The sequence below is a fragment of the Stappia taiwanensis genome (assembly GCF_014635285.1).
Taxonomy (GTDB): Bacteria; Pseudomonadota; Alphaproteobacteria; order Rhizobiales; family Stappiaceae; genus Stappia; species Stappia taiwanensis.
In genome coordinates this window covers 150891-167503 of record NZ_BMCR01000004.1, presented here as the reverse complement: position 1 = coordinate 167503, position 16613 = coordinate 150891, and the positions used below count along the sequence as shown (strand labels likewise).

Genomic DNA, 16613 nt, shown 5'->3' with positions numbered 1-16613 from the left:
ACCACATGATTCAAGAAATCCCGCCAGCGACAGGCCCGACGACGGACCAAGGGCGGGAGAGGACGAGACCATGACCGCCAGCGACGACAGCACGACCCTTCCCGGCGGCAAGACGGCGGAGCCGTCCGCCGAGGCGCTGCCGTTCTGGCGCCGCAAGACCCTGGCCGAACTCACGGGCAGCGAATGGGAATCCCTGTGCGACGGCTGCGGCCGCTGCTGCCTCAACAAGCTGGAGGACTGGGACACCGGCGAAATCGTCTGGACCTCGCTGAGCTGCACCCTGTTCGACGAGGGCAGCTGCCGCTGCCGCGACTACGACAACCGGCTGGAAAAGGTGCCGGACTGCCTGCCGCTGACGCCGGAAACCGTGCCGGGCCTGAGCTGGCTGCCGCCGACCTGTGGCTACCGGCTGATGGCCGAAGGGCGCGATCTCTACTGGTGGCACCCGCTGGTCTCGGGCGATCCGCAGAGCGTCCACGCCGCCGGCATTTCCGTGCGCGGCCGGGTGTTCCCCGAAGACGGGATCCCGCTGGAAGACTACGAGAATTTCCTCGCCGACTGGCCGGGCGAGAACCCGATGGAGGACACCTCCGAGGCGTCAGGATAAAAATCCTAGGAAAATCTCTGGTGGGTGATGCGGTTGACTGCTCTGAGTTGCAGTTTCCGCCAAAACTAGGTCTACTGATAGCGATTGTGGTATCTACATCATCGTCCAAGCGATGTAAGTTGAGGCGAGATTTAATATTCAGGTAAAGGATTTTTGTATGAGGGGATTTTGGATCTCGATAGGTTTTGTCTCGGCAATTGTTGCGCTGGGTTTTACGTTCTATGGCATAAATTTGATGTATGACGACTCCTATTCGAATAGGGTTGTGAGAGGAGGTGCGTATAATTTTATCATTTACGCGGGGCGGGGTGTGGCTTATGTGTGCGCTGGCATTGTATTTTCTGTAATTGCAGTGTTTTTTTCTGTCATTGCATCGTTCTCAGTTCCAGCTGATGCTGAACGCGATCAGAACCGTCATACGGAAAGTCCGTCTGAATAAGGTTGGCTATCTAAATATAGATTTATACCTGAAATATAGGATCAGGTTTTTGGGGGGGTAATCTGTTACGGTGGCTGTAGGAGGAGTTTAATCAGCTCCAAAACCCAAGTCTCGTAGATGTGTTTATTGTGATAAAATATTTATTGTTTTTGAGAGGGCGGCGGAGTGGATAAGAGTTCTGGAAGTTGAGAGGGGAGCACTATTAGTGATGAGGCCAACCATCATGGCTGATGACTGAAATATTATAGGATAAAAATCCTAGGAAAATATTCTTGACAGCGTGACGGTGATCGGCTAGGGTTTGGTCATGGTCGAAGAATTGCGTCCGGCGCCGGTGTTAAGGGCGCCGATGCTGGTCGCGGTGGACGCGGCCTGGAACGGATCATTCAGAGCAGATTTTTCGAACCCGGGCGTTGCACCCCGGGTTTTTTCATGTCGATCCGGCGAGCAAAGGGGCAAAGGCCCGACAAGGACACTGACAGAGACCTGCCCGAACGCGCCGCAGCCCGGCGCGTTTTTTTGTGCCCGTTCGCCAGCGGCACGGCGGGTCGGGCAGGGCGCATGCTGACATGAAATCCGAAACGGAGGGAGCGCGCATGGCTGAGGAAGAGGCCGCTGGCCGCCCTTGCCGGAAGCCCGGGGGCGGAGAGGGCAGGACTGACAGGGGCAGGGAAGCGGAAGCGAAGACCGGAGCGGCATCGAGGCTGCAGCCGTCTGACCCGCCGCCGCCCACCCCGCAGGCAAAAGGAAAGCCGCCGGGGCGCAAGCGGCCGGTGCATCTGACCGCCGAGGGCTGGGCGGCGGCCCGCCGCTTGTTCGAACAGGACCAGCTCCACGTCGCGGTCATCGCCGAGATGATGGAGGTGACACAGGCGACGGTGGCACGCCGCGCCCGGGCCGATGGCTGGGTGCGACACGGCGCGGTGCGGGACCTGATCGAGGCCGGGGACACCCGGGGTGTTGCCCGCATGGTTGCCCGGCTGACCCGGGCGTTCGAAATCCAGATCGCGGCGGTGGAAAGCCAGCTTCGCGGCGAGGCGGCGGCCGGTGCCGCGCTGAAGGGCGGTGAGGCCGCCGGTCATGTGGAACGCAATGCCCGCACCCTCGGCAGTCTCGCCAAGACCCTCGACATCCTGATCGAGCTGCGGGCCGGCATCAAGGACCTGGAACCATCCGGAAAGGACGAGGATGCGCTCAGACAGGAGCTTGCGGACCGGCTTGATCGCCTGTGCCGCCAGGGGCGCGCTGCCGGAGTTTCTGGCCGGGCTTGACCGGGAGGCGCTGACCTTCCTGCGCCATGACTGGGCGCTGTGGGCCCACCCCCATCAGTTGCCGCCGCAGGGCGATTGGCGCTGCTGGCTGCTGATGGGCGGGCGCGGTGCCGGCAAGACCCGGGCCGGCGCCGAGTGGCTGCGGGCGACCGTCGGCAGCGCCCGGCGCGGGGCGAACCCGGACGGCGGCCGCATCGCCCTTGTCGGCGAAACCCATGCCGATGTGCGCGAGGTGATGATCGAGGGGGTGTCCGGCCTGCTGGCGGTGCACCCGACCGGCGAGCGGCCCACCTGGCAACCCTCGCGGCGGCGTCTGGAATGGCCCAACGGGGCGGTGGCGCAGGTGTTCTCCTCCGAGGACCCGGATGCGCTGCGCGGGCCCCAATTCGCGCTTGCCTGGTGCGATGAACTCGCCAAGTGGCGCCACCCGCAGGAGACCTGGGACATGCTGCAATTCAGCCTGAGGCTTGGCGCATCCCCGCGCCAGCTCGTCACCACCACACCGCGCCCGATACCGTTGCTGAAACGGATCATCGCCGACCCGGCCACCCGGGTGGTGGGCGCGGCGACGGAAGCCAATGCCGCTCATCTGGCCGCCGGTTTCGTCGCCGCCATCCGCAAGCGCTACGCCGGCACCCGGCTGGCGCGGCAGGAACTCGACGGCGAACTGGTGGAACAGCGCGAAGGGGCCATGTGGAGCCGCGACGGGCTGGAAGCCTGCCGGGTGGAGGAGGCGCCGGAGCTGGTGCGGGTGGTGGTCGCGCTCGACCCGCCGGCGACCTCGGGCCGCAACTCCGATGCCTGCGGGCTGATCGTCGCCGGCATCGCCGCCACCGGCATCGTCTATGTGCTGGCCGACCGCAGCCTTGCCCGCGCCACCCCCGGCGCCTGGGCCCGGGCGGCGGTGCGCGCCTGGCACGAGGCGGAGGCCGATTGCCTCGTCGCCGAGGTCAACCAGGGCGGCGAGATGGTCACCGGCATGATCGCCGGGGTCGATCCTTCCGTGCCGGTGCGGGCGGTGCGCGCCCGGCGCGGCAAGTGGCTCAGGGCCGAACCGGTGGCGCTGCTCTACGAACAGGGGCGGGTGCGCCACGTGGGCGCCCTGCCGGCGCTGGAAGACGAAATGACCGATTTCACCAGCGACGGCCTGTCCAGCGGCCGCTCGCCGGACCGGCTCGACGCGCTGGTCTACGCCATCAGCGAACTGGCGCTGAAGGACACGCCGATGCCCCGCCTGCGTCGGATCTGATCCACTCTTGCAAGGCGTTGAATCAGCCGCTCAAGCGACTGAATCCGTTTCTCAGATTTCAAGGGAAAGGCCAAGGATATCATGGGCTTGAAATCCATGCTTGAATCACTTTTGCATACGCCCGGCGAGGTCAAGGCCTCGCGCGCCGGGGCGTTGCTGGCCTTCCATGCCGCCGGCCGGCCGGTGTGGACGCCGCGCGATTATGCAGCGCTCGCCCGCGAGGGCTATGCGCGCAATCCGGTGGTGCACCGGGCGGTGCGGATGATCTCCGAGGCCGCCGCCAGCGTGCCGCTGGTGCTCTATGAGGAGGACCGGGAGCTCGACCGGCATCCGCTGCTCGACCTTCTGGCGCGGCCAAGCCCGATGGCCTCCGGCACCGCGCTGCTGGAGGAGGTGTATGGCCACCTGCTGGTGGCCGGCAACGCCTATCTGGAGCGGGTGCTGATCGACGGGGCGGCGCGCGAACTCCACACCCTGCGGCCCGACCGGGTGAAGGTGGTGCTGGGCAGCGATGGTTGGCCGGAGGCGTTCGACTATTCGGTGGCCGGGCGCACGGTGCGGCTTGGCCCCAGCGAGGCCGATGGCCGGCCCACCGTCCTGCATCTCAAGGTGTTTCATCCGCTCAACGATCACTACGGCTTCGCCCCCATCGAGGCGGCGCAGGTGAGTCTTGACCTGCACAACGCCGCCGGCGCCTGGAACAAGGCGCTGCTCGACAATGCGGCAAGGCCCTCCGGCGCGCTGGTCTATGGCGGGGCGGAGGGGGGCAATCTCTCCGACGAGCAGTTCGACCGGCTGAAGAAGGAGCTGGAGGAGGGCTATCAGGGGCCGCGCAATGCCGGCCGGCCGCTGCTTTTGGAAGGCGGGCTCGACTGGAAGCCGATGGGCTTTACCCCGAGGGACATGGATTTCATCGCCGCCAAGAACCAGGCGGCGCGGGAGATCGCGCTCGCCTTTGGCGTGCCGCCGATGCTGCTCGGCATCCCCGGCGACAACACGTACGCCAATTTCCAGGAGGCCAACCGCGCCTTCTGGCGCCAGACCGTGCTGCCGCTTGCCGGCCGGGTGGCCGAGGCGCTGGCGCGCTGGCTCGGCCCGGCGGAGGGGACGGGTTTGCGGCTGAGGCCGGATGCGGACCGGGTCGAGGCCCTGTCGAGCGAGCGCGAGGCGCTGTGGCGCCGGGTCGGCGCGGCGGATTTCCTCAGCGCTTCGGAAAAGCGGGTGGCGGTCGGCTATGGCGCCGACCTGCCGCCCGATCTGCCTCCCGAGGGGAGCGTCGAGGGCGGCGGCGACACCTCAACCCCGGGGGCGGGGTGATGGAGACGCTGACGCCGCTGGCGCAGATGATCGGCGCCCGGGGGGATCTGGCCCATCTGGTGCTGTTCCTCTGGGCCGGCACGGTGAGCAGCCTTCTGGTCTGGACCGTGCGGGAGATGATCCGCTCCAACCGCCGCTTTGACGATTTCGTCCAGGCGATTGCCCGGCTGAACCGCCTGTTCAGCGATTTCGACGACTGAATCCCTTTATCGGGAACACGCTGCAAACCCCTGACGATCAAGCGTGTTTGCCCCGCAATTGAATCAGTTTGCGAACCCGGACGGGCCTGAACTTTTGCCGCCCCGAGGATCGCCCCCACCACCTGACCACCATGAAGGGAGACCCACCATGGCCGATCACCGACCGGCTGCGACCGGACTCGCGCGCCCGCGCGGCCATCGCGCCGTCTTTGCCCGTTTCGCCGTCGCGCTCACCCGGCTCTTGCAGCGGCGGGCGCGGCAGGCCGGGCAGGGCGCGTGAGCGGCGCGCCCCTGGCTGGACCGGACCCGGCACACCCACCGACGGTGCATCCGCCGACCGCGGTCGTCAGCGGCTATGCCAGCCTGTTCGGCAGCCTCGACGATGCCGGCGATCTGGTGATGCGCGGCGCCTTCCACCGCAGCCTGCGCGAGCGCGGCCCGGCCGGTATCCGCTTTCTCTGGCAGCACGATCCGGCCCGGCCGATCGGCGTCTTCGAGGAGATGCGCGAGGACCGCACCGGCCTGTTCGTCAAGGGGCGGCTTCTGACCGGAACCGCCACTGGCCGGGAGGCGGCGGTGCTGATTGCCGCTGGTGCGCTCGACGGGCTGTCCATCGGCTTTCGCGCCAGAAGCGCCCGGCGCGATCCCCATACCGGCATCCGCCGCCTGCATGACATCGACCTTTGGGAGGTGTCGCTCGTCACCTTCCCGCTACACCCGGGCGCCCGTCTCGCCGCGCCCGGGCCCCTTGCCCAGCCGACCCTCAAGCACAGGAGCCTTCGCCCCTCATGACCCATCCTTCGCACATGTCTCATGCCCTGCCGCTGACCGAAACCAAGGCGGCGACCGGCCGCGAGACCGGGCTGTCGCCGCGCGACGAGCTCGACGAGATGCGCACCGCCTTCACCGCCTTTCGCGAGGTCAACGACGAGCGCCTGTCGGAGATCGAGGCGCGCGGCAGCACCGATGTGCTGACGGCGGAGAAACTGGAGCGCATCGACCGCCAGCTCGACCGGCAGCAGCGCCGGCTCGACGATCTGGCGCTGAAGGCGGCGCGTCCGGGCCGCAGCGCCGGTGAGACGGGCCGTGGCAGCGTCGGCAATGCCGCCGGCCGGGAACACAAGGAGGCCTTCGACGCCTATATGCGCAAGGGGCAGGACGAGCGGCTGCGCGATCTGGAGCGCAAGGCGATGTCCACCGGCTCCGATCCCGATGGCGGCTATCTGGTGCCGGAGGAGACGGAAAGCGGCATCCTGCGGGCGCTGACCGCGATTTCGCCGATCCGCGCCATTGCCGGCATTCGCCAGGTGTCCTCCAGCGTCTTCCGCAAGCCGTTCTCCACCAACGGGCCGCAGTCGGGCTGGGTGGCGGAAACGGCGGCCCGGCCGCAGACCGACGCCCCGGTGCTCGCCGAGCTCTCGTTCCCGACCATGGAGCTCTACGCCATGCCGGCGGCGACCCCGTCGCTGCTGGAGGATGCGGCGGTGGATGTGGATGCCTGGATCGCCGAGGAGGTGGAGGCCGCCTTCGCCGCGCAGGAAGGCACCGCCTTCGTCACCGGCGATGGGGTCAACAAGCCGCGCGGGCTGCTCGACTATCCGCGCGTCGCTGAAGCCGCCTGGAGCTGGGGCAATCTGGGCACCGTTTCGACCGGTACCGCCGGTGCGTTCCCGGCGAGCGATGCCGGCGATGTGCTGATCGACCTCGTCTATGCGCTGAAGAGCGGCTACCGCCAGAACGGCCATTTCGTCATGAACCGGCGCACCCAAGCGGCGGTGCGCAAGATGAAGGATGCGGATGGCAACTACCTCTGGCAGCCGCCGGCAAGCGTCGGCGCCCCGGCGACGCTGATGAGCTTCCCGCTGATCGAGGCGGAGGACATGCCGGACATTGCCGCCGACAGCCCGGCCATCGCCTTCGGCGACTTCCGGCGCGGCTATCTGGTGGTCGACCGCACGGGGGTGCGCATCCTGCGCGATCCCTATTCGGCCAAGCCCTACGTGCTGTTCTACACCACCAAGCGGGTCGGCGGCGGCGTTCAGGATTTCGACGCCATCAAGCTGCTGACCTTCTCCGCCTGATCGCTCAGCCGAACCGGAACGAGGTCGATCCGCCGTGCGCGCCCCCGCGTGCGGCGGATCCCAGATCCTTGCGGGGAAAGGACCGACATGACCGCGATCGTGACGACGCAGCCGGCCGCCGAGCCGGTGAGCGTGGAGGAGGCGCGCCAGCACCTGCGGCTGACCTCGACGGCGGAAGACGGGCTGATCGCCCGGCTGATCCGCACGGCAAGGGCGCATGTGGAAAGCGTGACCCGCCGGGCGCTGATCACCCAGGGCTGGCGCTACTATCTGGACGACTGGCCGCCGGGCCGGGTCATTTACCTGCCGGTGGCGCCGGTCGCCTCGGTGGAAAGCGTTTTGGTGTTCGCCGGCGACGGGGCCCCGGTCGCGGTGGCGCCCGCGTCCTTGCGCCTTGACGGCGCCTCGGGCGCGCCGCGTCTCAAGGTGGCCGCCGGTGCGCCGGGCCCGCTCGACGGGTTCAACGGCATCGAGGTGGATTTTACCGCCGGCTATGGCGCGGATGCCAGCGCGGTTCCGCCGGTGCTGGTGCAGGCGGTGCTGCTTCTGACCGCCCATTGGTTCGAGCATCGCGCGCTTGGGGTGGAAACGGCGATGGCCGCCGTTCCCGCCGGGCTCGACGCGCTGCTGGGCCGCTACCGGAGCTTGCGACTGTGAGCGGGCGGATCGGGGCGCTCGACCGGGCAATGCGGTTGGAGCGGCCGGACCGGATCGAGGCGGCGGATGGCGAGGCGGAACTCGTCTTCGCCGACATGGGACCTGTGTTCGTTGCGCTGGCGCCGGCCAGCCTTGCCGAGCGCTGGCAGGCGGAGCGGCTCGACGGCATCGCCACCCACCGGGCGCGGCTGCGTGCCGATGGGCGCATCACCGGCGGTTGGCGGCTGGTGGAGGACGCGCGGGTGTTCCGCATCCTGGCAGTCGACGACAGCGACCGGCGCGCAGGCTACATCACCTGCCTTGTCGAGGAGGACGGCCGATGAGCGGACAAGCGGCCCTGCGCGGGGCCATCGTTGCAGGTCTGGCCGCCGATCCGGCGCTGCTGGCCCTCATTGGCGGGCCGCGCATCCATGACGGCGCGCCGCGCGGCTGTCCCCATCCCTTCGTCGAACTGGGAGCGGTGGAAACCCGGCTGCTGACGGCGGAGCGCGGCGAGGGCGAGCGCCATGCGGTCGACATTCACGTGCTGTCGCGCCGGCCGGCGCGCGGCGAGGTGGCGGCGATCCTCGATGCGATTGAGGCCGCCCTGCCGACGCTGGCGGCGCATCTTGTCGGTCACCGGCTGATCCATATCGCCGATCCGGTGTCGCGCAGCGAGCGGCTGCGCAACGGGCGTACCTGGCGCGGCCGGCTGAGCGTGCGGATCGTCACCGAACCGCTCGCCTGACCGGCGCGGCGGCACCCAACCTCACCATCACAAACCGAGGGAGTGTCTCATGGCTGCCCAGGCAGGCAAGGACTTGTTGTTGAAATGCGACAGCGACGGGATCGGCGGGTTCGTCACCGTCGCGGGTTTGCGCGCCCGGCGCATCGCCCTCAACGCGGCGAGCGTCGATATCACCGATGCGGACAGCGCCGGGCGCTGGCGCGAGCTGCTGGCCGGTGCCGGCACCCGCAGCGCCAGCATCTCCGGCGCGGGGATCTTTCGCGACAGCGCGGCGGACGCCAGCGTGCGGGGCCTCTTCTTCGACGGGCTGATCCGTGACTGGCAGGTGGTGATCCCCGACTTCGGCACCATCGCCGGGCCGTTCCAGATCGTCACGCTGGACTACGCCGGCGATCACGATGGCGAAGTGACCTATGACATCGCGCTGGAATCCGCCGGCGCCCTGACCTTCACCGGGAGCTGAGCCATGGCCAACCGTCATCGCGGCGAAGTGAGCGCAACGCTCGACGGACGCCGCTGGACCCTGGTTCTCACCCTCGGCGCGCTGGCCGAGCTGGAGGACGCCTTCGGGGTGGAGGACCTTGCCGCGCTCGCCGACCGGTTCGGCTCCGGCCGGCTGTCGGCGCGCGATCTCAGCCGGATCATCGGCGCGGGCCTGCGCGGCGCGGGGCATGACGTCACCGACGATGAGGTGGGGCAAATGCGAGCGGAGGGCGGCGTGCAGGCGCTGGCCGGCCTTGTCTCGACCCTGCTTCAGGTGACCTTCGCTGGACCGGATGCGGAAACCGGCGCGCCCACTGAGGCCGCAGGGCAGCAGGAGGCGGCGGACCCGGAGCCTTGCGAAAACCCTTCCGGGCCGCGGGCGGGACACCGGTCGCGGCCTTTCCCTGGAACGATGTGATGCGGCTCTGTCTCGGCGGGCTCAACTGGCCACCGGAGGCGTTCTGGCGGGCCACCCCGCGCGAGGTGGCGCTGGCGCTGGGGGCTGGCGCCTCGGCGGCGATACGGACGGGCGCGCCCAACCGGGCGAGTTTCGAACGCCTGATGCGGCACTATCCCGATGAGCGGGCGCGGAAAGAGGAGGATGGGCAATGAACGAAGATGGAGACAAGGTCGAACTGCCGCTGCGCGGTGCCGACGAGCTGGCGCGGGCCATGGACAAGGTGCGCGACAGCTCGATGGAGGTTTCGGTCAACCTGCGCGGAGCGCTGAAACAGGCGCTGGTCGACGGCAAGCGGCTTGAGACGGTGTTTCGCGCGCTGGCGCTCTCCCTCTCGGAAAAGGCTCTGTCTGCTGCGCTGGCGCCACTGGAAAAGGGGCTGTCGGGCGCGATTGGCGGCCTGCTGGGGGGCTTTGGCAACGTGCTGGGGGGCGGCCTTCTGGGCACGGCAACACCCACGGTGACCCCGTTTGCCAAGGGTGGGGTCGTCGGCACGCCGACCTATTTCCCGATGTCGGGCCAATCGACCGGGCTGATGGGGGAGGCGGGCGCGGAGGCGATCCTGCCGCTGGCGCGCGATGCGAGCGGACGGCTCGGCGTGGCGGCGGGCGCAGGCGGGCCGGCAATGCCGCAGATCGTGTTCAATGTGGAAGCGCGGGACGCGGACAGTTTTGCCCGCTCGGAGGCGCAGATCTCGACAATGGTAGCCCGCGCCGTCGGACGGGGACGGCGCGGGCTTTGACGTCGGGCCTGAACAGGAGGGGCTCAGGCACCGGCGTTTCAGGCTGCGGAGAGCAATTCCGCAATCTGATCCTTCAAGTGAAGACGCTTCTTCTTGAGTTCCTCCAGCGCCTCATCGGAAGCAGGAGCGACCTCGCTCTCGATGCGGTGAATCTCGCGGTTCACGGCGTGATATTCCTCCGCGAGCTTTGCGAAATGCGCGTTGGAAACCTTCAGCGCGTGCAACGCCTCGGCGCTCTCGGGAAACTCTTCGTGCAAATCGTGGGGAACGTGACTCATTCGGGTAATGACCTCCGTTGGTGATGCGACATTGCGCGTTCCCGCTACCCGTTTCCTTGAGCAAGATCAAATGCCGTGAAATTCCGGCGCCCGGCCTGTGCATAAGGGGGCTTTCTGCAAATGACGGTTGAGTTCATCGACGAGCGCTTTCCGCTGTCCGTTGCCTTCGGCGCCAGCGGCGGGCCGGAGCGGCGCACGGATGTGGTGACCCTGGGCTCGGGCGCGGAAACGCGCAACGCCCGCTGGGCGCATTCCCGGCGGCGCTACGATGCGGGAACGGGCGTGCGCTCGCTCGCCGATCTTCAGGCCGTCGCCGCGTTTTTCGAGCGGGTGCGCGGGCGGCTGTGTGGGTTTCGTTTTCGCGACCCGTTCGATCATCTGTCGGCGGCAACCGGACCGGCTCTCGCGCCCACCGACTGCGTGATCGGCACCGGCGACGGTGTGGCCGGCAGTTTTCCGCTGGTGAAGACCTATGGCGCCGGCCCCGAACCCTACAGGCGGCCGATCCTGAAGCCGGTGGCGGGCACCGTGCGGGTGGCGATCGACGGCAGCGAACTGACCGAGGGCGCTGAGTTCACCTGCGACACCGCCACCGGTCTCGTCACCATTTTGCCGGCGCATCTGCCGCCGCCCGGGGCGGTGGTCACCGCCGGGTTTCGCTTCGATGTGCCGGTGCGGTTCGACACCGACCGGCTGGACATGAGCCTGACCCATGTGGAGGCCGGCCGGGTGCCGACCATTCCGTTGGTTGAGATCGACCTGACAGCAGAGGAGGCAGGCTGATGCGGGAGCTGGACCCAAACGTGTTGGCCCGATTCGCCGGTAGCGTGACGACCCGGGCCACCTGCTGGCGGGTGACCCGGCAGGATGGCACCGTGCTTGGCTTCACCGATCATGACCGGACCTTGCGCTTCGACGGGGTGACTTTCGAGCCGCGCCTTGGGTTTGACAGCTCGGCGGCGACGCTGGAGCCGGATCTGGCCGCCGGCACCGCCGAGGTGGCCGGCATCCTGTCGTCGCGGACCATCGGCGAGGCGGAACTGGCCGGTGGCCTGTGGGACGGGGCGCAGGTGGAGATCTTCGCCGTCGATTGGCAGGACCCTTCGGTTCGGCTGCTGTTGCGCCGGGCCATCGTCGGCGAGGTGTCGCGGGCCGGCGGCGTGTTCCGTGCCGAGCTGCGGGCCTTGCCCCATCTGTTCGACCAGCCGCAAGGGCGGGTGTTCTCCCACCTGTGCGATGCGGATCTGGGCGATGGGCGCTGCGGTGTCGATCTGGACCTGCCGGCCTTCCGCAGGGCCGGCACGGTGAGCGGGGGCGGGGAGGCGGAGGTGCGGGTGGACGGCGTTGCCGCCGCCGATGGCTGGTTCGCCGGCGGCCGGCTGGAGGTGATCGACGGCGCGTCCGCCGGTCATGTCGGCGAAATCGTCTCCGATATGCCCGGCGCCGGCACCGTGCGGGACATCGCGTTGCTGGTGCCTCTGCCGCTGCCACTCGATCCCGGTACGGCGGTGCGGCTGACTGCCGGCTGTGACAAGCATTTTTCCACCTGCGGCGCGAAATTCGCCAACAGCGCCGCCTTTCAGGGGTTTCCCCACATGCCGGGGGCCGATTTCGCGCTGACCTATCCAAGTCGCGGCGCGCCGGAAAACGACGGCGGCGCGTTGATGGAGTGAGCGCCGGGAGCAGGCTGGCACGCTCCTTTCTGGCTCCACCGGACAAAGCTGCGAAGGACAAGCGGATGATCGAACGCGAGCGCATCCTCCATGAGGCGCGCCAATGGATCGGCACGCCCTATCGTCATCAGGCAAGCTGCAAGGGGGCAGGGGCCGATTGCCTCGGTCTGGTGCGCGGCGTCTGGCGCGCGGTGCTGGGGTCGGAGCCTGAACCTCTGCCGCCCTACAGCCGCGACTGGGCCGAGACCGGCGGACGCGAGACCTTGCTGGCCGCCGCCCGCCGCCACTTCACCGAGCGTGATCTGGCAGAGGCCGAGCCGGGCGATGTCCTGCTGTTTCGCTGGCGCGACGGCGCCCCGGCCAAGCATGTCGGCATTCTCGCCTCCGCCGACACCATGATCCACGCCTACGAGGGCGTGGCCGTTGCCGAAAGCGCGTTGGTGCCGGCCTGGCGCCGGCGTCTTGTCGCTGTCTTTGCCTTTCCGGGAGTTCTGCCATGGCAACCTTGATCCTCGCTGCCGCCGGCAAGGCGCTGGGCGGTGCCCTTCTGGGCGGTTTTGGCGCGCTGCTCGGCCAGGCCGCCGGCGCGGTCGCCGGCTATGCGTTCGATCAGGCGCTGTTCGGCGGCAGCCGCACCATCGAGGGACGGCGGCTCGACGATCTGTCGGTGCAGTCCTCCACCGAAGGGGCGCCGCTGCCGATGGTCTATGGTCGGGCACGGCTGGCCGGACAGATCATCTGGGCGACCCGGTTCGAGGAGGTGGTGCAAGAGGAAAGCAGCGGCGGCAAAGGTGGCGGTCCGAGTGCCACCGTGCGCAGCTATCGCTATTTCGCCAATTTCGCCGTGGCCCTGTGCGCCGGACCGGTGGCGCGGATCGGCGCGGTCTGGGCCGATGGCAAGCCGCTCGATCTCACCGGCATCACCTGCCGCTTTTACCACGGCGATGCCGATCAACTGCCCGACCCGCTGATCGCCGCTCGGCAGGGTGACACTCCGGCCTATCGCAACACCGCCTATGTGGTGTTCGAGCGCCTGCCGCTGGAGCCATTCGGCGACCGCCTGCCGCAGCTCACCTTCGAGGTCATCCGCACCGTGGAGCCGCTGGAGCAGATGGTGCGGGCGGTGACCCTGATCCCCGGCGCCGGCGAGTTCGTCTACGATCCGGCGGTGGTGACCCACTCGCCGCGCCCGGGGGTCAGCGAGGAGGTCAACCGGGTGGTGCTGCATGCGGCCAGCAACTGGACCGCCTCGCTCGATGAGTTGCAGGCGCTGTGCCCCAATCTGGAGCGGGTGGCGCTGGTGGTCGCCTGGTTCGGCGACGATCTGCGCTGCGGCAGTTGCACGGTGACGCCGCGGGTGGAGGCCAAGGGCGGCACCACCACCGGCGCCACCTGGGGCGTGGGCGGTCTGTCGCGCTATCAGGCGCGCGAGGTCAGCCAGACCGGCGGCCGTCCGGCCTATGGCGGCACCCCAAGCGATGCCAGCGTGATCGCCGCGATCCGCGATCTCAAGGCGCGCGGGCTGAAGGTCTCGCTCTATCCGTTCCTGATGATGGACGTGCCGGCCGGCAACGGGCTGCCCGACCCCTATGGCGGGGCGGAGCAGGCGCCTCACCCCTGGCGCGGGCGAATGACCGCGTCGCTGGCGCCGGGAGAGCCCGGATCGCCGGACGGCAGCGCGGTGGCCGCCGCCGAGGTGGCCGCGTTCGCCGGCAGCGCGGCGCCGGGGCAGTTTTCCAACTGGCCGGCGGGCACCATCCGCTATGTCGGCCCGGCGGAATGGTCCTACCGGCGCTTCATTCTCCACTATGCCCATCTGGCGCTCGCCGCCGGCGGGGTCGATGCCTTCCTCATCGGCTCGGAAATGCGCGGCCTGACCCGTCTGCGCTCCGGCCCGGGTGTCTATCCCTTCGTCACCGCGCTGAAGGCGCTGGCCGGCGATGTGAAGGGGTTGCTCGGCACGGCCAAGGTGACCTACGCCGCCGACTGGACCGAATATGGCGGCGACGTGCCGGAGGCGGGCGAACTGCGCTTTCCGCTCGATCCGCTCTGGGCCGATCCGGCCATCGACGCGGTGGCGATCGACGCCTATTTTCCGCTCGCCGACCAGCGTCACGGCGGCGACCCGGACGGGCGAACGGACCCGTACGATCTCGACGCCTTGCGCGCCCATGTGGCCGGCGGCGAGGATCACGACTGGTACTACGCCAGCCCCGAGGACCGCGCGGCGGGCCTGCGCACACCGATCACCGACGGGGCCCATGCCAAGCCCTGGGTGTTCCGCGCCAAGGACCTGAAGGGCTGGTGGTCGAACCCGCATGTGGAGCGGGTCGGCGGGGTGGAGCTGGGCGCGCCGACCGACTGGGTGCCCATGTCCAAGCCGATCTGGCTGTCGGAACTCGGCGTACCGGCGGTCGATGCCGGAGCCAACCAGCCGAATGTGTTTCACGACGCCAAATCCTCTGAATCGGCCCTGCCGCATTTTTCCAACGGCGGACGCGATGACCTGATCCAGCGCCGGGCGCTGGAGGCGGTGCTGTCCTGGTGGAGCGGCGATCATCCGCGCCTGGGCATCGGCGACAATCCGCTCTCGCCGGTCTATGGCGGGCCGATGGTCGATGCGGACCGGATCTATCTGTGGAGCTGGGACGCGCGGCCCTATCCGGCCTTTCCGGTGAAGACCGACCTTTGGAGCGATGGCGACAACTGGCGCACCGGCCACTGGCTCACCGGCCGACTCGGCGGGGCGACGCTGGAGGGGATGATCCGCTTGCTGGCGGAGGATTTCGGCGTGCCGGCGGATGTGTTCCGCTGCGCCGGGCTCTCCGGCACCCTCGATGGCATGACGGTGGCCGGCCCGGTCGCTTTGCGCTCGGTGCTGATGCCGCTGCTCGATGCGCTGGGCGCGGTGGCTGTCGATCAGGGCGCGGTGATCGCCTTTCGCCCGGCTTGGTCGCCGCCGGTGGCAACCCTTTCAGCGGACGGGATCGCCGAGCCGGAGGCCGGCGCGGCGCTCGTTTCCATCCGCCGGGCGCAGGATGCGGACCTGCCGGCGGAAATCCGCGTTGCCGCCCGCGACAGCGGCCGCGATCACCGCCGCTTTCTGGTGTCCTCGCGCCGCCGCGAAGGCCACAGCCGCCGGGTGGAAGACCTCGATTTGGGCGGGTCGGTCGATCCGGGTCGCGCCCGGGCGCTGGCCGACCGGCTGCTGGCCCGGCGTTGGAGCGAGCGGGAGGAGGTGACCCTTGCCCTGCCGCCGGGGCGGCTCGATATCGAGCCGGGCGACGTGGTCACCCTTGCCGCCGATCCGGTGCTGGGCAGCACGGCGCCGGTCGACATGCGCATCGAGGCGGTGGAGGAGGGGCTGCTTCGACGTTTGCGCGCCCGCCGGGTGATGCCGCCGCCGCGCGCCGACGGCAAGGCCCGGGGCGGGGAGGCGCGGCCGCGCGCCGTGCGCGGCGCCATCGGCGCGGCGGAACTCCTGATCCTCGACCTGCCGCCACTGCCGGACGATCCGGCTCCGCACGCCCCGCGCATGGCCGCCTTTGCCGTGCCCTGGCCCGGCGCGCTCGATGTCTACCGGGCGCAGGCTGGCGCGCCGCCGTCCTTGCATGCGCGCATCGACGCACCGGCGATCCTCGGCACCACCAAGGCCGCGCTGGCTCCCGGGCCGCTCGGCGTGTGGGATCGGGCCGCCCGTCTGGAGGTCGAACTGCATGGCGGTACGCTTTCCAGTCGGGCACGGCTGGATGTGCTGGGCGGGGTCAATTCGCTGGCGGTGCATGCCCCCGGCGGCGGCATCGAAATCATCCAGTTTCAGACCGCCGAGTTGATCGGGCCGCGCCGGTACCTGTTGAAGGGTCTGTTGCGCGGGTTGCTCGGCACCGATGCGGGGGCGGCGGCGGGTGCGCCCGAAGGTGCCGGTGTGCTGCTGCTGAACGAAGCGCTGGTGACCCTGCCACTGTCGCGCGATGAACTGGGGCTGCCGTTCGACTACACCGCCGTGCCGTCGGGGGCGCCGCTCGACAGTCCGGCGCGGGCGGACCTCAGCCACACCGCTTCCGGGTTGGGGCTGATGCCGTTTTCGCCGGTGCATCTCAAGGCGCGTCGTCAGGCCGATGGCGCGGTGAGCTTTTCCTGGATCCGCCGCACCCGGACCGCTGGCGATGGCTGGATCGGCACGGATGTGCCGCTGGGCGAGGAGCGCGAGGCCTACCGGGTCGAATTGCTGGGCTCCGGCGCCGTGCCGCTGGTGAGCCGGGAGGTGGAGACCACCAGCCTGCGCCTCGATCCGGCGGAGGAACTGGCGCTCTTCGGCGCGGTGCAGAGCAGCTTCACCCTGCGGCTGCGCCAGCTCTCCGCCGTGATGGGCAACGGGCTGCCGGCAACGGCAACCTTGCAGCTCTAGCCGTCGATCTCACGGAAAAACTCC

Annotated in this window: 19 protein-coding genes and 1 pseudogene; 19 read left to right on the top strand and 1 reads right to left on the bottom strand. The window is 69.0% G+C overall.

The features are described from left to right. Nucleotides 1-70 precede the first annotated feature (70 nt). The 15 genes and pseudogenes from IEV83_RS11500 to IEV83_RS11435 all read left to right on the top strand — a co-directional run bounded on the left by IEV83_RS11500 (nucleotide 71) and on the right by IEV83_RS11435 (nucleotide 10230). Entirely contained in the window at nucleotides 71-607 is a 537-nt protein-coding gene (locus tag IEV83_RS11500; RefSeq protein WP_181759104.1) for a YcgN family cysteine cluster protein, read from the top strand. A 1212-nt stretch (nucleotides 608-1819) separates the two neighbouring features. Continuing rightward, nucleotides 1820-2317, top strand: coding sequence for a hypothetical protein (locus IEV83_RS11495; RefSeq protein ID WP_181759105.1), 498 nt, complete (start codon nucleotides 1820-1822; stop codon nucleotides 2315-2317). After that, a complete protein-coding gene (locus IEV83_RS11490) occupies nucleotides 2235-3566 on the top strand; it encodes a DNA-packaging protein (protein ID WP_181759106.1) in 1332 nt (443 codons plus the stop codon). Before IEV83_RS11495 ends, IEV83_RS11490 begins: the two co-directional genes overlap by 83 nt. A gap of 96 nt (nucleotides 3567-3662) precedes the next feature. Further along, the gene (locus IEV83_RS11485; protein ID WP_209003126.1) at nucleotides 3663-4883 is read left to right on the top strand and encodes a phage portal protein; all 1221 of its coding nucleotides are present in this window, start codon (nucleotides 3663-3665) and stop codon (nucleotides 4881-4883) included. Beyond that, nucleotides 4883-5083 carry a hypothetical protein gene (locus IEV83_RS11480; RefSeq protein ID WP_181759108.1) on the top strand — a complete coding sequence of 67 codons (201 nt, stop codon included), beginning with the start codon at nucleotides 4883-4885 and terminating at the stop codon, nucleotides 5081-5083. The genes IEV83_RS11485 and IEV83_RS11480 overlap by 1 nt, the downstream gene beginning before the upstream one ends. Nucleotides 5084-5231: 148 nt before the next feature. Next, complete coding sequence (locus tag IEV83_RS20360) at nucleotides 5232-5363, top strand: hypothetical protein (RefSeq protein WP_280513997.1); 132 nt, start codon at nucleotides 5232-5234, stop codon at nucleotides 5361-5363. Then, nucleotides 5360-5875 (top strand): HK97 family phage prohead protease, encoded by a 516-nt coding sequence (locus tag IEV83_RS11475; RefSeq protein WP_181759109.1) that lies wholly within the window; start codon nucleotides 5360-5362, stop codon nucleotides 5873-5875. The genes IEV83_RS20360 and IEV83_RS11475 overlap by 4 nt, the downstream gene beginning before the upstream one ends. Further along, nucleotides 5872-7164 carry a phage major capsid protein gene (locus IEV83_RS11470; protein ID WP_280513996.1) on the top strand — a complete coding sequence of 431 codons (1293 nt, stop codon included), beginning with the start codon at nucleotides 5872-5874 and terminating at the stop codon, nucleotides 7162-7164. Before IEV83_RS11475 ends, IEV83_RS11470 begins: the two co-directional genes overlap by 4 nt. An 87-nt stretch (nucleotides 7165-7251) precedes the next feature. Continuing rightward, a complete protein-coding gene (locus IEV83_RS11465; RefSeq protein ID WP_181759110.1) occupies nucleotides 7252-7821 on the top strand; it encodes a head-tail connector protein in 570 nt (189 codons plus the stop codon). Continuing rightward, nucleotides 7818-8144, top strand: a complete 327-nt coding sequence (locus IEV83_RS11460) for a head-tail adaptor protein (protein WP_181759111.1) — start codon at nucleotides 7818-7820, stop codon at nucleotides 8142-8144. Before IEV83_RS11465 ends, IEV83_RS11460 begins: the two co-directional genes overlap by 4 nt. After that, entirely contained in the window at nucleotides 8141-8548 is a 408-nt protein-coding gene (locus tag IEV83_RS11455) for a DUF3168 domain-containing protein (protein ID WP_181759112.1), read from the top strand. The genes IEV83_RS11460 and IEV83_RS11455 overlap by 4 nt, the downstream gene beginning before the upstream one ends. Nucleotides 8549-8597: 49 nt before the next feature. Then, nucleotides 8598-9011, top strand: coding sequence for a phage major tail protein, TP901-1 family (locus IEV83_RS11450; protein WP_181759113.1), 414 nt, complete (start codon nucleotides 8598-8600; stop codon nucleotides 9009-9011). A gap of 3 nt (nucleotides 9012-9014) precedes the next feature. Further along, a pseudogene (locus tag IEV83_RS11445) lies at nucleotides 9015-9335 on the top strand (gene transfer agent family protein); the annotation flags it as partial. 113 nt (nucleotides 9336-9448) lie between these two features. Continuing rightward, nucleotides 9449-9643: a phage tail assembly chaperone gene (locus tag IEV83_RS11440; protein WP_181759115.1), complete on the top strand. Its 195-nt coding sequence runs from the start codon at nucleotides 9449-9451 to the stop codon at nucleotides 9641-9643. After that, nucleotides 9640-10230, top strand: a complete 591-nt coding sequence (locus IEV83_RS11435) for a phage tail tape measure protein (protein WP_181759116.1) — start codon at nucleotides 9640-9642, stop codon at nucleotides 10228-10230. Before IEV83_RS11440 ends, IEV83_RS11435 begins: the two co-directional genes overlap by 4 nt. A 38-nt stretch (nucleotides 10231-10268) precedes the next feature. Here IEV83_RS11435 and IEV83_RS11430 read toward each other — a convergent pair whose 3' ends face one another. Further along, nucleotides 10269-10508, bottom strand: coding sequence for an HP1242/YdcH family protein (locus IEV83_RS11430; RefSeq protein WP_181759117.1), 240 nt, complete (start codon nucleotides 10506-10508; stop codon nucleotides 10269-10271). Between the two features lie 120 nt (nucleotides 10509-10628). Here IEV83_RS11430 and IEV83_RS11425 point away from each other — a divergent pair, with 120 nt between their 5' ends. The 4 genes from IEV83_RS11425 to IEV83_RS11410 all read left to right on the top strand — a co-directional run bounded on the left by IEV83_RS11425 (nucleotide 10629) and on the right by IEV83_RS11410 (nucleotide 16589). Continuing rightward, on the top strand, nucleotides 10629-11291 hold the full coding sequence (locus IEV83_RS11425; RefSeq protein ID WP_181759118.1) for a DUF2460 domain-containing protein: 663 nt from the start codon (nucleotides 10629-10631) through the stop codon (nucleotides 11289-11291). Next, nucleotides 11291-12181 carry a phage/gene transfer agent baseplate hub protein gene (locus tag IEV83_RS11420; RefSeq protein WP_181759119.1) on the top strand — a complete coding sequence of 297 codons (891 nt, stop codon included), beginning with the start codon at nucleotides 11291-11293 and terminating at the stop codon, nucleotides 12179-12181. Before IEV83_RS11425 ends, IEV83_RS11420 begins: the two co-directional genes overlap by 1 nt. Before the next feature lie 65 nt (nucleotides 12182-12246). Then, entirely contained in the window at nucleotides 12247-12690 is a 444-nt protein-coding gene (locus IEV83_RS11415; RefSeq protein WP_181759120.1) for an NlpC/P60 family protein, read from the top strand. Then, nucleotides 12678-16589 (top strand): baseplate multidomain protein megatron, encoded by a 3912-nt coding sequence (locus tag IEV83_RS11410; protein WP_181759121.1) that lies wholly within the window; start codon nucleotides 12678-12680, stop codon nucleotides 16587-16589. The genes IEV83_RS11415 and IEV83_RS11410 overlap by 13 nt, the downstream gene beginning before the upstream one ends. Nucleotides 16590-16613: the final 24 nt, after the last annotated feature.

Excerpts from the sequence above, each read along its gene's own strand:
- IEV83_RS11480 (WP_181759108.1), top strand. The coding sequence starts at position 4,883 with ATGGAGACGCTGACGCCGCTGGCGCAGATGATCGGCGCCCGGGGGGAT.
- IEV83_RS11500 (WP_181759104.1), top strand. The coding sequence starts at position 71 with ATGACCGCCAGCGACGACAGCACGACCCTTCCCGGCGGCAAGACGGCG.
- IEV83_RS11465 (WP_181759110.1), top strand. The coding sequence starts at position 7,252 with ATGACCGCGATCGTGACGACGCAGCCGGCCGCCGAGCCGGTGAGCGTG.
- IEV83_RS11450 (WP_181759113.1), top strand. The coding sequence starts at position 8,598 with ATGGCTGCCCAGGCAGGCAAGGACTTGTTGTTGAAATGCGACAGCGAC.
- IEV83_RS11470 (WP_280513996.1), top strand. The coding sequence starts at position 5,872 with ATGACCCATCCTTCGCACATGTCTCATGCCCTGCCGCTGACCGAAACC.
- IEV83_RS11425 (WP_181759118.1), top strand. The coding sequence starts at position 10,629 with ATGACGGTTGAGTTCATCGACGAGCGCTTTCCGCTGTCCGTTGCCTTC.
- IEV83_RS11435 (WP_181759116.1), top strand. The coding sequence starts at position 9,640 with ATGAACGAAGATGGAGACAAGGTCGAACTGCCGCTGCGCGGTGCCGAC.
- IEV83_RS20360 (WP_280513997.1), top strand. The coding sequence starts at position 5,232 with ATGGCCGATCACCGACCGGCTGCGACCGGACTCGCGCGCCCGCGCGGC.
- IEV83_RS11490 (WP_181759106.1), top strand. The coding sequence starts at position 2,235 with ATGCGCTCAGACAGGAGCTTGCGGACCGGCTTGATCGCCTGTGCCGCC.
- IEV83_RS11485 (WP_209003126.1), top strand. The coding sequence starts at position 3,663 with ATGCTTGAATCACTTTTGCATACGCCCGGCGAGGTCAAGGCCTCGCGC.
- IEV83_RS11415 (WP_181759120.1), top strand. The coding sequence starts at position 12,247 with ATGATCGAACGCGAGCGCATCCTCCATGAGGCGCGCCAATGGATCGGC.
- IEV83_RS11430 (WP_181759117.1), bottom strand. The coding sequence starts at position 10,508 with ATGAGTCACGTTCCCCACGATTTGCACGAAGAGTTTCCCGAGAGCGCC.
- IEV83_RS11440 (WP_181759115.1), top strand. The coding sequence starts at position 9,449 with ATGCGGCTCTGTCTCGGCGGGCTCAACTGGCCACCGGAGGCGTTCTGG.
- IEV83_RS11420 (WP_181759119.1), top strand. The coding sequence starts at position 11,291 with ATGCGGGAGCTGGACCCAAACGTGTTGGCCCGATTCGCCGGTAGCGTG.
- IEV83_RS11410 (WP_181759121.1), top strand. The coding sequence starts at position 12,678 with ATGGCAACCTTGATCCTCGCTGCCGCCGGCAAGGCGCTGGGCGGTGCC.
- IEV83_RS11455 (WP_181759112.1), top strand. The coding sequence starts at position 8,141 with ATGAGCGGACAAGCGGCCCTGCGCGGGGCCATCGTTGCAGGTCTGGCC.